This window comes from Pseudomonas sp. SR18 (assembly GCF_023701505.1).
In the GTDB taxonomy this organism is placed as follows: Bacteria; Pseudomonadota; Gammaproteobacteria; order Pseudomonadales; family Pseudomonadaceae; genus Aquipseudomonas; species Aquipseudomonas cyclaminis.
The window spans coordinates 632,681-647,044 of the sequence record NZ_JAMQAU010000001.1 but is presented as its reverse complement, the minus strand read 5'-3'; the positions used below and the strand labels follow the sequence as shown (position 1 = coordinate 647,044).

Annotated in this window: 10 protein-coding genes; 7 read left to right on the top strand and 3 right to left on the bottom strand. The window is 61.9% G+C overall.

What is annotated here, in order from left to right; translation table 11 throughout:
• The first annotated feature begins 19 nt into the window (after positions 1–19).
• The 6 genes from NDJ82_RS02995 (at position 20) to yegS (ending at position 10,560) form a co-directional block, all read left to right on the top strand.
• A complete protein-coding gene (locus NDJ82_RS02995; protein WP_250924914.1) occupies positions 20–7,804 on the top strand; it encodes a hemagglutinin repeat-containing protein in 7,785 nt (2,594 codons plus the stop codon).
• Between the two features lie 136 nt (positions 7,805–7,940).
• Positions 7,941–8,249 (top strand): hypothetical protein, encoded by a 309-nt coding sequence (locus NDJ82_RS02990; protein ID WP_244643503.1) that lies wholly within the window; start codon positions 7,941–7,943, stop codon positions 8,247–8,249.
• 59 nt (positions 8,250–8,308) lie between these two features.
• Positions 8,309–8,620, top strand: a complete 312-nt coding sequence (locus tag NDJ82_RS02985; RefSeq protein ID WP_099584148.1) for a hypothetical protein — start codon at positions 8,309–8,311, stop codon at positions 8,618–8,620.
• A gap of 24 nt (positions 8,621–8,644) precedes the next feature.
• On the top strand, positions 8,645–8,971 hold the full coding sequence (locus tag NDJ82_RS02980; protein WP_250924913.1) for a hypothetical protein: 327 nt from the start codon (positions 8,645–8,647) through the stop codon (positions 8,969–8,971).
• Between the two features lie 33 nt (positions 8,972–9,004).
• Positions 9,005–9,550: a hypothetical protein gene (locus NDJ82_RS02975; RefSeq protein ID WP_250924912.1), complete on the top strand. Its 546-nt coding sequence runs from the start codon at positions 9,005–9,007 to the stop codon at positions 9,548–9,550.
• 92 nt (positions 9,551–9,642) lie between these two features.
• Positions 9,643–10,560, top strand: coding sequence for a lipid kinase YegS (yegS, locus tag NDJ82_RS02970; protein ID WP_099584151.1), 918 nt, complete (start codon positions 9,643–9,645; stop codon positions 10,558–10,560).
• On the opposite strand, the gene NDJ82_RS02965 is transcribed toward yegS, so the two are convergent.
• The 3 genes from NDJ82_RS02965 to NDJ82_RS02955 form a co-directional block, all read right to left on the bottom strand.
• A complete protein-coding gene (locus NDJ82_RS02965) occupies positions 10,519–11,178 on the bottom strand; it encodes a response regulator transcription factor (RefSeq protein ID WP_099584152.1) in 660 nt (219 codons plus the stop codon). The genes yegS and NDJ82_RS02965 overlap by 42 nt on opposite strands.
• Positions 11,175–12,068, bottom strand: a complete 894-nt coding sequence (locus NDJ82_RS02960; RefSeq protein ID WP_099584153.1) for a sensor histidine kinase — start codon at positions 12,066–12,068, stop codon at positions 11,175–11,177. The genes NDJ82_RS02965 and NDJ82_RS02960 overlap by 4 nt, the downstream gene beginning before the upstream one ends.
• A gap of 355 nt (positions 12,069–12,423) precedes the next feature.
• Positions 12,424–12,873 carry a hypothetical protein gene (locus tag NDJ82_RS02955; RefSeq protein ID WP_177411557.1) on the bottom strand — a complete coding sequence of 150 codons (450 nt, stop codon included), beginning with the start codon at positions 12,871–12,873 and terminating at the stop codon, positions 12,424–12,426.
• Between the two features lie 552 nt (positions 12,874–13,425).
• Here NDJ82_RS02955 and NDJ82_RS02950 point away from each other — a divergent pair.
• Positions 13,426–14,361 (top strand): chemotaxis protein CheV, encoded by a 936-nt coding sequence (locus tag NDJ82_RS02950; RefSeq protein WP_032887940.1) that lies wholly within the window; start codon positions 13,426–13,428, stop codon positions 14,359–14,361.
• Positions 14,362–14,364 lie beyond the last annotated feature (3 nt).

The window sequence follows — 14,364 nt, the reverse complement described above, 5'->3', positions numbered from 1 at the left end:
CACCGCGCAAAGGATCTGCATGAATAAGCATCTGTATCGAATTGTCTTCAACCAGGCTCGCGGCCTGCTGATGGTGGTGGCCGAAAACGTCAAGAGCGTGTGCAAGGCCCCCGGCACTTCCGGCGCCGTGGCGCGTCCGGGTACGGCGGTTGCCACGCTGACGCCACTGCGGTTTGCGCTGATGCTGGGCATGGGCTGGGTCGCGCTGGTGGCGCCGGTTCAAGCGCAGGTGGTGGTCGACGGCTCCGCACCCGCAGGCCAGCGCCCGACCATCGGTGCCGCCGGCAACGGCACCACGGTGGTGGACATCACCCGGCCGAGCGGCGCGGGCGTGTCGCGCAACACCTACACCCAGTTCGACGTGGACAAGCGCGGGGTGATCCTCAACAACGGCGTGACCAACAGCCAGACCCAGCTGGGCGGCTGGATCGAAGGCAACCGCAACCTGGTCAACGGCAGTGCACGGGTGATTCTCAACGAGGTCAACTCGAACAATCCCAGTCAGTTGCGCGGCTTTGTCGAAGTGGGCGGCTCCAAGGCGCAGGTGGTCATTGCCAACCCGTCGGGCATCACCTGTGAGGGCTGCGGGTTTATCAACGCCGACCGTGCGACCCTGACCACCGGCCGCGCACAGTTCGAGAACGGCCTGATCAGCGGCTACCAAGTCTCGGGCGGCAAGGTCAGCATCGGCGGCGAAGGCATGGACGCCAGCCGTGCCGACTACACCGAAATCATCGCGCGCACCGTCGAGGTGAACGCGGGTATCTGGTCCAAAGACTTGACCATCAAGGCCGGCACCACCGGCGCGGCGCCGACCGACACACCCACCGTCGGCATCGACGTGGCGCAGTTGGGCGGCATGTACGCCGGCAAGATCACCCTGGTCGGCAACGGCGCAGGCGTCGGTGTGCGCAACGCCGGGCAGATCGGTTCCAGTGCCGGAGAAGTAGTGATCGGCAGCGACGGCCGTATTGAAAACCACGGCCAGATCAGCAGCGCCACCGACTTGACCGTCCGCGCCGCCAAGGGCATCGACAACGACGGCACGCTGTACGCCCAGGGCAACCTGGACGCGCACACCGCTGGCGACATCGACAACCGTGGCATCGTGTCCGCCCAGGGCAATGCCGCGCTGACCGCCACCGGCGCTAATTCGGCGATTCGCAGCCACGCAGGTTCCGCATTGGCCGCAGGCGTGGACAGCGCCGGCAAGCTCGGCAGCAGCGGTTCGCTGACGCTGACCTCGGCCGGCACCCTGAGCGCCAAGGGCCAGAACCTCGCGGCGCAGACCCTCAAGGCCAGCGCCGCGCACGTCGACCTGAGTGACAGCCAGACGTCCGCCCAGACCGTCGAGTTGACCAGCACCGCCGGCAACCTCGACCTGCGTCGCAGCCGCGTCACCGCCAGCCGGACCCTCACGGCCGACGCCAATCAGAGCCTGCTCAGCGATGCCGCACAGGTCGGCGCGGCACAGATCAGCGTGACCGCGCTGGACTTGTCCAACGTCGCCGGCAAGTGGGTGCAGACCGGCAGCACCGGTATGCAGATGACCGTCGCGCGCAGCCTCGACAACAGTGGCGGTACGCTTTCCAGCGGCGGCGCCCTCGGCGTCAGCGCCGACACCCTGAACAACGCCGGCGGCCTGGTGCAGTCGGGCGGCCTTGGCGACCTGACCGTCAGCGCGCGCCAGCACCTGAACAATCAGAACGGCAAGCTGGTCACCGCTGCAAAACTGACCCTTGACGGCGGCACCCTCGACAACAGCAGCGGGCAGATTACCGCCGGCGGCGCGCTGGGGATCAAGGCCGCGCAGTTGAACAACGCCAACGGCACCGTCGCCGCCACGCAAACCCTGACGGTCAAGACCGACAGCCTGTTGAACCAGGGCGGCACCCTTGGTTCGGTGGCGGCCGACCTGATCGTCAACAGCGACACCGGCGTGCTCAACAACCGTGGCGGGCGTCTGGAGGCGGCCACGGCGCTGACTCTCAACGCCTTCGGCCTGAACAACCAGAGTGGCGTGATCACCGGCGCGCAACTGCTGCTCGATACCCATGGCCAGCTGCTCGATAACAGCGCAGGCACCGTCAACGCCAGCGATACGCTGGGCGTCGACAGCGGCGCGCTGATCAACGACGGCGGCATCATGCAGGCCAAGTCGGACCTGAGCGTGGATACCCACGGCCAACAGCTGAGCAACCGCAATTCCGGCAGTACCGGCGGCATCCTCGGCCAGCGCGACGTCACGGTGCGCGCCGGTCAGGTGTTCAACGACCAGGGCTTCATCGGCAGCGCGCGCACCCTGGACATCAACGCCCAGCAACTGAGCAACCAGGCGGGCCTGTTGCGCGCCGACGGGCATCTGTTGCTGACCGCCGCGAGCGTGGACAACAGCGCGACCCAGGGCGCGAACCAGGGCATCAAGGGCCAGAGTGTCGACCTGGACACCGATACGCTGACCAACCGCGTCGGCTCAATCGTGTCCGACACCACGCTGAACCTCAAGGGCAGCGGCAGCGTGGACAACGACGCGGGCATCCTCTCGGCGGGCAGCGTGTTGACCCTGGCCGATCGCAACCCGGCGCAGAAAAGCCTGGCCATCAATAACGGCGCGGGCACCCTGATTGCGGGCCAGTCGGTGCTGATCGACAGCGCCAGCTACAGCGGCGCCGGCAGGGTGCAGAGCCTGGGCGACCTGACTTTTCGACTGACCCAGAATCTCATCAACAGCGGCCTGGTGCAGAGCAACGGCGACCTGTCGCTGCAGATCGGCGGCACCCTGAGCAACCAGGGCGCGGTGCAGTCCGGCGCACTGGTGCGCGTGGATGCCGGCGCCATCGACAACGGCGCCAGCGGCGTGATCAGTGGGCGGCGCGCGCAGGTCAACGCGGTCAACCAGTTCGACAACCGTGGCGTAGTCGATGGCGAGAGCACTCGCCTCAGCGCCGCGACCCTGAACAACCTCGGCACCGGGCGCCTCTACGGTGATCATTTGTCGATCAGCGCCGGCACCCTCAACAACACCCTCGAAGGCGCCACGGCGGCGACCATCGCGGCACGCAACCGCCTGGATATCGGCGCGCAGGTCATCAACAACCGTGAACACGGGTTGATCTTCAGCGCCGGCGATACGGTGATCGGCGGCTTGCTCGACGCCAACGACCAGGCCACTGGCCAGGCACAGGTGCTGAACAATGCGAGCGCCACCGTCGAAGCGCTGGGTCATCTGAGCGTCAACGCCAGGCAGATCAACAACACCAACGAACACTTCGCCACCCAGCGCGTGCTGGTGTCCAATCAGGTACTGCAGGAGTTCCTGCTGTCGGGCTCGACCAACCGTTACACGCCGGACCAGATCTCGCTGTACAACGACGAGGTGCTGCACCTCGTCACGCCGGAAAGCTCCGGTACGCGCTGGAACCGCTATGACTACACGCGCAGCGTCACCGAGACGCAGATTGTCAGCTCCGACCCGGCGCAGATGCTCGCCGGTGGCAACCTCAACTTGATCGCCGACCAGGTGCTCAACGACAAGAGTCGGATCATCGCCGGCCAGGCGTTGAATGCCAGCGGCGTCGGCAGCGTGATCAATACCGAGTTGAATGGCGAGCGCATTACCACCGACAGCGGCACGCTGAGCAACTTCTATCGTATTCAGCGCAAAGGCCGCGACCGTCAGGGCCGCGGCGTCACTGCGTACACGCCGGCACCGTTGATTCAGCAGATCTCGCTCAAACCCTCGGTGTACACCGAGTACGCGGCCATCAACGGCAGCGGCACCCAGGTCGGCGCGCTGGTGCTGGCCAACGTTACCGACAGCACGGCGGGCACCGGTGCGCTGGCGGGCGCTGGCCGCACCCACGCCGTGAGCCCGATCAGCGAAGTGAAGGCGCTGACCCAATTGGACGCGGCAGGCGCGGTGGAGCAGATCCGCACCGGCGGTTTCAACCCCGACCTGCCTAACAGCAGCCTGTTCCAGACCAACCCGAACAGCACCGCCAGCTACCTGGTGGAGACCGATCCGCGCTTTGCCAACTATCGCAAGTGGTTGTCTTCGGACTACATGCTTGGGCGCCTGAAGCTGGACCCGGCTGCCACGCAACAGCGCCTCGGTGACGGTTTCTACGAACAGAAGCTGATCCGTGAGCAAATCGCGCAACTCACCGGCCGGCGCTTTCTCGACGGCTACGCCAGTGATGAGGAACAGTATCGCGGCATGATCGACAGCGCCGTGACCCTGGCGGGTCAGTGGAAGCTGATCCCCGGCGTCGCCCTGACTGCCGAGCAGATGGCGCAGCTGACCAGCGACATCGTATGGCTGGTGTCCAGGGACGTGACGCTGGCCAGCGGTGAAGTCCGCCAGGTGCTGGTGCCGCAGGTCTATGTGCGGGTTCGCGAAGGCGATCTGGATGGCTCCGGCGCACTGATGGCCGGGCGCACCTTGAACCTTGATGTGCGCGGTGATCTGGTGAACTCCGGCAGTCTGTCCGGGCGCGATGGCGTGAACATCAGTGTGCAGAACCTCGACAACCTCGGCGGGCGCATCCAGGGCAATAACGTGGCCCTGAGCGCCAGCCAGGACATCAACAACATCGGCGGCCTGATCAGCGCCAACAGCCGGCTGGCCCTGAGCGCAGGCAACGACATCAATGTGCGTTCGGTCACCACCGACAGCGAGAGCGCGCAGGGCACCCGCACCGGCCTGTCGCGGGTGGCGGGGCTGTATGTGTCGGCACCGGCGGCGAGCCTGATTGCCACTGCCGGCAACGATATCAACCTGCAAGCGGCGCAAGTCAGCAATACCGGCGCCGGCGGCAAGACGTCGCTGGTGGCGGGCAACGACATCAGCCTGACCACCGTGAAAGAGTCCTACACCCAGGCCAACCAATGGGATGGCGACAACTGGCGCAAGGAAGCCGGGCGCAATGAAGTCGGCAGTTCGGTGCAGGCCAACGGCGACATCCGCGTGGGCGCCGGGCGTGACGTGCAGGTGCGCGGGGCGCTGGTCAACAGCGACGCGGGGGCTGTGGCCGTGAGTGCGGTGCGCGACATCAACGTCGAGGCTGGCGAGCGCTTCAACAGCGCCGATGAAGCGCACAAGGTCAAGGGCAGCAACGGGATGTTTTCGAGCAAGACCACCACGACTCGCGACACGGTCAGCCAGACCACCGCCCAGGCTTCGACCTTCAGCGGCGAGCAGGCGGTGATGCAGGCCGGCAACAACATCACGGTCACCGGCAGCAATGTGGTGTCCACTTCGGGCACGGTGCTGGCGGCGGGCAATGACATCAAGGTATTGGCGGCCACCGAGCAGCTTGACGAAAAACACATGAAGGATGTGAAGACCAGCGGCATGTTCAGCGGCGGCGCGATCGCCGTCACCGTTGGTTCCAAGCAACAGACCAACAAGGACAGCGGTCAGCAGACCACGGCGGCCGCGAGCAACATTGGCGCAACCGACGGCAACGTGCTGATCAGCGCCGGCGGCGAGTACCGTCAGGTGGGCAGCAATGTGAACGCGCCCAATGGTGATGTGTCGATCGAGGCGTCCGAGGTCAATATCCTCGAAGCGCGCAACCTCAGTGCGCAGCAGCAGGAGCAGCGCTTCAAGCAGACCGGCGTGAGCCTGACCCTGACCAACCCGATTGTGAGTGCGGTACAAACCGCCCAGCGCATGAACAAAGCCGCCGAGCGTACCGACGACAAACGCATGAAGACCCTGGCGGCGCTGAGTACCGCGTGGTCCGCCAACGACGCCTATACTCAGGTCATGGCCGACCCGGCGGCGGCAGGTGGGATCAACCTGAGCATTGCCCTGGGCATGAACAAGAGCGAGAGCAAAAGCGAGCAGACCAGCAACACGGCGGCCGCTTCGACGGTCGCCGCCGGAGGGGATGTGACGATCGTGTCCTCGGGCGGCACGCGCAACAACGACCTGACCGTGCAGGGCAGTGAGATCACGGCGGGCAACAATGCGTTGTTGAAAGCCGACGGCAATATCCTGCTGGCGGGCGCGCAGAACACCATCGAGCAACACAGCACCAACAAAAGCGTGAATGGCAGCCTGGGCATCGGCATCTCGTTTGGCAGCGAGAAGAACGGCCTGAGCTTCAACGCGTCCGCCTCCCAGAGCCGTGGCAATGCCGATGGCAATGACCTGGTGTGGAGCAACACCCACGTGACGGCCGGCAAACAGGCCAGTCTGATTTCCGGCAAGGACACCACGCTGCGAGGTGCGGTGGTGTCGGGCGAGACGGTCAAGGCCGACATTGGCGGCAACCTGAATGTCGAGAGCCTGCAGGACACCAGTACCTTCGCGTCCGAGCAGAAGAGCATGAGCGCCGGGATCAGCATCTGCATCCCGCCGGTGTGTGCCGGTGCGGCGACCGCCAGCTTCAGTTCCACCAACGCCAAGCAGAAGTCCAACTTTGCCAGCGTGATCGAGCAATCGGGCATCCGGGCCGGCGACGGTGGTTTCGACATCAACGTGCGCGGCAATACCGACCTCAAGGGCGGCGTGATCGCCAGTTCCGACAAGGCCATTGCCGACGGCAAAAACAGCCTGACCACCGGCACGCTGACCGTGTCCGACATCCACAACGTGTCCGAAGCCAGCGCCAAGACCTCAGGCGTCGACCTGAGCTCGGACATGCTCGACGGCAAACTGGGCACGGCCAAGGCGCTGCTCGCCAACAGCCTCAACAACGGCTCGGACTCCGACTCCGAATCCAGCGACACCCGCAGCGCGATCAGCGCCGGCACATTGGTGATCACCAACGCCGAGCGCCAGCGTGTGGTTGGTGGCATGACGGTCGACCAGACAATTGCCAACCTCAACCGCAACACCGAGGCTGCCCACGTCGCCGTGGGACGCTTGGATGTGGCGGAAATGGGGCGCAAGGTCGAGGCCGAGCAGGAGATCAAGCGCGAGTTCTATCATCAGGTTTCGTTGTTGGCGGATGAGGCGTATCGCAAGATCTTTATCGAGAAGGCGCGGGTGTATGAGGTCTTGAAGGATGAGAATGGTAAGGCGCGGGTTGATAAAGAAGGCAAAGTTGAATATCGCGAGTTGAGCGACGAAGAGAAACTGCACCTCAAGAAAGGGCCGGACAACAAGGTGCATATCGCCAACAACGGCATTTTCAATGATGCCGACGCTGCGGCCAGGTATGCCAACCAGCACAGTTCTGCCGATACCGGGCCGCAGTATTTAATCCACTTCGAGAAAGCCAACAACTTCACCTCGGAGCTGATGATTGCGGCATATCAGAAAAACCTGGAAAACGATTTCTGGGGCCTGTCCAACGCGACCGTGCAGACCAAGGAATACATGGTCCAGTTCGGTCAAAGCGGGCTGCATATCGACGGCCATAGCCGGGGCACCATGACCACGGGCAATGCCATGGAGTCTTTGGCACGTGACTCATCAAACATTGGCGTGTTGGGTGATACGTCGATGAATTTCTTCGGGGCTGCGTATGGGGTGCAAAAAGCCGATTCGTTGCTGGGGATATTGCAGGACCGCTCAAGGTTCAGCTCTGAGGAAAAGCGCGAGGAGATGGCGCTGCAGTACCAGAATCATCGTTTCGACCCGGTTGCACGGACACCCGGCGTAGGCTTTAACCCTGGGACCGGCGGTACACTACCCCCTGGTAGTAACCCCGTATTGGAGTGGTTGAAGGTGTTTTATGCTGGTGAAAGCGTCCATAACTGTTACGGCGCCGCGGGACCGGGATGCGCCGTTTACTGGAAGGATTTCAAGGAAAATCGATCACAATTCGTCAAAGTCAAACCTCAACCCTAAGGCATTCAGGATGTTCAAGTCCGCATTGCTGCTGGGTCTGGGCTTGCTGGTTACCGGCGTGCGAAGGTCGTCGTTAATCCATACCTGAAAGGAAACAGAGAATGAACGATCTACGCAAACCATGAGGAAGAACGTGATGTTCAGGAAGAGCCTGCTGTTGAGTGTTTACGCGATGTTATTGATTGGCTGCACGGGCAGAGGCTTCCAACCGCCGCCGCCTGATTTTATCTATTGGCAAAAGAGTGGGGTCTCCGTAGAGGGCGTCCAGAGCAGTATGCTCGCGTGCGGGTACGAAAATGTGGCGGGCACGGGCGGCGGCTCAATCGATGAGAGGCTTAGGAGCTTCTACTGCATGAAAGATGCGGGCTTCACACGCAAAGATAACTTGGACCTATGCAAGCTTGGCCGCGTTGGCGAATCACCGGTGTGTGAAGGTCGCCGCTGATCCATCACTAAAAGGTCGTAGGGAATGAATGATCTGCGCAAACCCTGAGGAAGAGCACAATGTTCAGGAAGAGCCTGCTGCTGAGTGTTTACGCGGTGTTATTGATCGGCTGCACGGGCAGGGGCTTTCAACCACCGCCGCCGGAATTCACCAATTGGAAAAAAAGCGGCGTCTCGCAAGCAGGCGTCAAGAGCGCTATGACCGCTTGCGGCTATACCAACCTGACAGGGACGGGGGACAAGACGCCGATTGATCAGGTACTCAAACGGTTTTATTGCATGAAAGACGCCGGTTTCAAGCGTACGGACAACATTGACTTGTGCAAGGAAGGCCGTATCGGCGAATCACCGGTGTGCGAAGGCCGCCGGTAATCCATTACTGAAAGGAAGCAGGGAATGAACGAGCTACGCAATGGACTGTACGGCGTCGCGCTGGCATTGGTGGCGGCAGGGGCGGGCGGTTGTGCCTCGTCGATGACAGTCACCGGCGAGCCGGGGGTGAAAATGGGCCAGAGCTATGCCCAGGTGCTCGCGGTGGTCAGCCGCACCAACGCCGTGACCAAGCGGGTCGAGGGCGAAGGCTTTCGGGCTGAGGGTTACTCGCCGATGTTCAAGGACTGCCGTATCAAGTACTTCATCTTCCAGGGCGCCGATGGCTTGCAGATGGTGAAGTACGAGCCGGCGCCGCAGCTGTCGGTCAACCAGAATTGCCGACAGCCGTAAGCGGCTCTTTTTTCCTTTGCGAGTTGATTGCCAATGAATGTTTTACGTGGGGTTCCCGTGGTGTTGCTGGTGCTGCTGACGGGCTGCGGCCAGGTGGCGAATATCCGCTCGCTGTCCACCGGCTACGTCGCCCCGACGTCCGGCGAAACCGCTCGCGTGCGGTTGATCACCGACGGTCTGGTGCGCGCAGTACCGGGGCGTGATTGCCTGGATTGGAATGTGCCGGGCGCCGGGGTGATGGCGTCGACGAAGGCGGGCTTCCCCGATCACAACGGCGAAAGCCTGGGCATGCCAGGGCCGATTTACTCGTGGGACGCTGCCGTGTCGTCCGAGCTGGTGGTGCCGGCGAACACGCCGATCGCGTTTCATTACCTGGGGAAATTGCAGTATTCCCGGCAATGCTCCAGCACAATGACCTTCGTGCCTCGGCCGGGGATGGACTACATGGTGCAGGCGTCCATCTATGCAAGCTGTTCGTTCCAGCTGCACGAACTGCCGGCGGGCGCTAAGCAATGGGTCGCGGTGGAGCCTGCGCCCAGGGGCAAGGTGTCGATGTGCAACGCGATGGATAATTTATAGTAGGCCAATTATTTTTCGGCCTGAATGACTTTTTCCTACTCCTCAAAGGTCAACATCCTTCAAGCACCATTGAACCCAGGAGTACACCCCCCATGACCACCCCCAAGGCATTGTTGATCCTCCACGGCAAGCAAGCCCTCAACGAGGACGTGCGCGCGGCGGTGCTGGCCCGGCGCGAGCAGGGTTGGGAGTTGGCGGTGCGGGTGACGTGGGAGGGCGGTGACGCTCAACGGCTGGTCAAGGAGGCCTTGGACGTTGGGTATACCCATATCATTGCCGGCGGCGGCGACGGCACCTTGCGTGACGTGGCCGAAGCCATGGCCCAGGCCAAGAGCGACGCCAGCCTGGTGCTGATGCCACTGGGCACCGCCAATGATTTTGCCAAGGCCGCCGGCGTGCCGTTGGAGCCGGCCCAGGCCCTGGCGTTGCTGGATGTGCCGCCCAGGGCAATCGACTTGGGCCGTGTCGGCGGGCAGATTTTCCTGAACATGGCCACTGGCGGCTTCGGCAGCCAGGTCACGGCCAATACCTCCGAAGACCTGAAGAAAGTCCTCGGCGGCGCGGCTTATCTGTTCACCGGCCTGACGCGCTTCAGCGAGTTGAAGGCCGCCTATGGCGAGCTGGAAGGCCCGGACTTCCACTGGAAGGGCGAGCTGCTGGCGCTGGGCATCGGCAACGGTCGCCAGGCGGGCGGGGGGCATGTGCTGTGCCCTGGCGCATTGGCTGATGATGGCTTGCTCGACGTCAGCATTCTGCCGGCGCCCCAGGAAGTGGTCGGCACGCTGCTCAATCTGATGAGCGACGGCGGGCTCGACAATATGTTCGTGCGGGCGCGCCTGCCGTGGGTCAACATCAAGGTGGCGCAGGGCTTGTACATCAACCTTGATGGCGAGCCGCTGGAAGGGGACGACCTGCGTTTCGAAGCGCTGCCCAAGGCGCTTCGCGTGCATTTACCGGTGGGTTCGCCCCTAGTCGTCCAGGCTGATGATCTGCTCGCGCACGGCAAATAATACGAGCCCCGCCACGTCGAATATCTGCAGGCGCTTCATGATCTGCGACCGGTGCGCTTCCACGGTCTTGATGCTCAGGCCCAGGCCGTGGGCAATCTCGCGGGTGGATTTGCCGCGCACGATCAGACGCAGGATTTCCAGTTGGCGAGCCGTGAGGTTATGGCTGTGACCAGCGGGTGTGACTGACCCCTGGCTGCGCACCAGCGCCTGGTTGATCACCGTGTGGGCGATCGCCGGGCTCAGGTAGCGCTCGTTGTTGCGCAGGGCTTGCAGCGCGTGTTCCAGCTCATTGGCGGTGGTGTCCTTGAGCAGATAGCCGTGGGCGCCGGCCTCCAGCGCGCACATGATCAGCTCCGGGTCGGTGTGCATCGACAGGATCAGCACCTTGCTCTTGGGGTGCGCACGCTTGAGTTGCTGCAAGGCGTCCAGGCCGCCGGTGTGCTTCATCGACAGGTCCAGCAGCACGATGTCCGGCAGCAGCGTATTGAATTGCTCCAGCAACTGCGCGCCATCGCTGGCTTCGCCCGTCACGGTGTAGCCGGGAATATCCTGGATCAGTGCACGTACGCCGGCCCGGATCAGGGCATGGTCGTCCACCAGCAGTAATGTGCAGCTCACTCGATAACCTTAGGGGCGCTGGCCCGTTCGAGGGCGCGGGGCGCCCAGGGGAAGAGCGCGTCGATGCGTGTTCCGTTGCCTGGCTGGCTGCTCACGGATAATGAACCGCCAAGCTGATCGATCCGCTCGGACATGCCCGCCATGCCTCGCTGGCCTTCCAGGCTGGGATTGATGGCGGGCGAAAAGCCCTGGCCGTCATCGCAGATGGTCAGCGACAGTCCCTCGGGCAGGCGTTGCAGGCGTACCAGCAGGTTGCGCGCCTGGGCGTGGCGCAGCATGTTGGTGACGGCTTCCTGGGTGATGCGAAAAGCCGCCACGGCCATTTCTTCCGGGATGCCGGTCAGCCGTTGCTGGCATTCCAGGCTCCAATGCACCGGGGTGTTTTCCAAGGTCTTGAGCAGGTGCGCGCGCAGGCTGGCTTCCAGGCCCAGGCTGGCGAGCTGGCGAGGGTTGAGGATGGCGGACACGTCGCGCACCTTGGCCAGGGTCTCGTTCAAGGTGTTGCACAGGACGTTGCACTGGGTTTGCAGCTCATCCGGCAGGCGGCGCTTGAGCCATTCGCTTTGCAGCTTGGCGGCGGTCAACAGTTGACCGATATCGTCATGCAACTCGCGGCTGAGGCGGTGGCGTTCGTTTTCCTGCACTTGCAGCAGGCGATCGGCCAATTCCTGGGGCTGGAACTTGATGGATTTGCGCGAGTACCACTGTTGCACGCCCACCACCAACACGGTGGCCAGGTTGAACAGCAGGATCATCAGCGGCAACGGTGCCGAGTGGGAATAAGCCCACAGGCTCAGCAGCAGCGAGCCAAGACAGAGGGTGAGGATCAAACGGCGTGCATTGCTGCGGGACGCGGACCTTGCGATGAATGTCTTGAGGCTGGCATGCATAGCGGATGTAGCCAATGAAGGTTCGCTGCTGGAAGACCGGTCGACGCTGACCGGACGCTGTTTGGAATACGTGATTGAATCGTTTTCAAAGTGGCAAAAGTTCAGCCACTTCGAGCGGGGTGATAGTACCACTACTCTTACCGTTGGTCGCCAGGTGCCTGTCTGGCGGGCTTATTTAGACGCGCAAACACCCCGGGACGCTAATCCCAGAGTTAATGAAGTGAGGTTTATTGTTTTAAAAGGCCTGTAGCCTTAATGGCTAATTGATATCCATGCAGGGGGCATTCAATTTCAGCGCGTTAATTAAATCTGTCGTTTTTAGACAACTTAGCGCTGAATCCGACTGGATAACCCCTCAAGAAGCGTGGTGAATACGCTGCTGCGGTTTATATCTGAAGTCCTTTTGTGGAATCTGCAGTGTGACCGTGGCGATCAATGTGGTTTGTTCCGCTTCATCCAGTGCCAACAGGCCTGTCTTCGCATCGATCAACTCCAGCTGCCAGGCCAGCAGTCTCAGGCAATCCTCCAAGGCATTGAGGGCCTCATCGTGCAGCTGCAGAGGGTTTTCGGCGTTGGCGATCAGGTATTGGATATGCCGCGAAAATTCGCTGATCGCCCCCAGAGCCAGGCAATCGGCCTTTTCGGCGAGCTTGATCAGGCTGACTTTCATGCAGTCGATGGCGTCGTTGTCGTTGCGAATCAAATGCAGGTGACTCAGGCACTCCTCCGACTTGGCCAGCAGCTTTTCAGCCTCGTACAGGAACTCTGGAAGTGCAAATTGCCACTCGTTACCGTCGTTCATCATGCAAATCTCCGCAACATAAGGTTGGGTGATGAGAGGTCGCACAGGGTGAATGGCGTAAAACTACTGCTGAAAGATAACTGGAGTATGTAGGTCGCTTCTGATTGTTCAGTAGGACGTTTATTTGAATGACGGCGACGGCTGCGCGTGGCCCTTGTGAGCAGGCTCAATTGCACACCATCAGTTGCCGCGACGTGAGCGTCCAGAAGACCCGTGGGCCGAGGGCTTGCGATGACAAACAAAAGCCTGACTCCATTCATGCAATGAGAATGGCGTCACATTAATGGCTATTAGATATTGCGAATATCAGGTTGGGCCTGATTGTGTATAGGGGAATCCCTTACATGGCGGAACCTTGCACCGATTTGAATGTCGTGCAATGCCGCAGTACCGCTGTCTGGAGACGTGCGTGCAGTAGAGCATGATGTCAGTGTGACATCAATGAATTTGCGTGGCATTTTAAGGGGGTCAAGGTCTGGCTTTCGCCGCCGATAACAGCAGTAATGAATTGCACAATCCCTTCGCGCATTTTCCAGCGCACACCAGGAGCTTTTAATGGCCGGCATTCTCGACACGGTAGACCAACGCACGCAACTGGTGGGTGAGAATCGCCTGGAGATCCTCATGTTTCGCCTGGCCGGGCGGCAGCTGTTCGCAATCAACGTGTTCAAGGTGCAGGAAGTCCTGCAACTGCCCAAGTTGACCCTGATGCCCCAGCGCCATCCCTTTGTGTGCGGTGTGGTCAACCTGCGTGGCCAGACCCTGCCGGTGATCGACCTGTCCCAGGCCATCGGCATGCGCCCGCTGGTGCCTGGCCCGAACAGCACCATCATCGTCACCGAATACAACCGTTCGGTGCAGGCGTTCCTGGTGGGCGGCGTGGACCGCATCGTCAACATGAACTGGGAGTCCATCCTGCCGCCGCCGACCAGCGCCGGGCGTCAGCACTACCTCACCGCCATCAGCAAGGTCGACGATCAACTGGTGGAAATCATCGACGTGGAAAAAGTCCTTGCCGAGATCGTGCCCTACAACGCCAAGGTTTCCCGCGAAAAGCTCGAAGACCCGGTGCTGGAACGAGCCCGTGGCCGCGAAGTGTTGCTGGTGGACGACTCCAACGTTGCCCTGTCGCAATTGCGCGACACCCTGGGCCAACTGGGCGTGAAGATGCACATCGCCAGCGATGGCCTCAAGGCACTGAACATGCTCAAGGCCTGGGCTGACGCCGGCCACGTGATGACCGACAAGCTGCTGATGATTTTCACCGACGCCGAAATGCCCGAGATGGACGGCTACCGCCTCACCACCGAGATCCGCAACGACCCGCGTCTGCGCAAGCTGTACGTGGTGTTGCATACCTCGCTGTCGGGCAGCTTCAACGACTCGATGGTGAAGAAGGTCGGATGCGACAACTTCCTGTCCAAATTCCAGCCCGACAAACTGGTGGATGTGGTGCGTCAGCGACTGATGCTGGACGAAGCCACCGCTTGACCT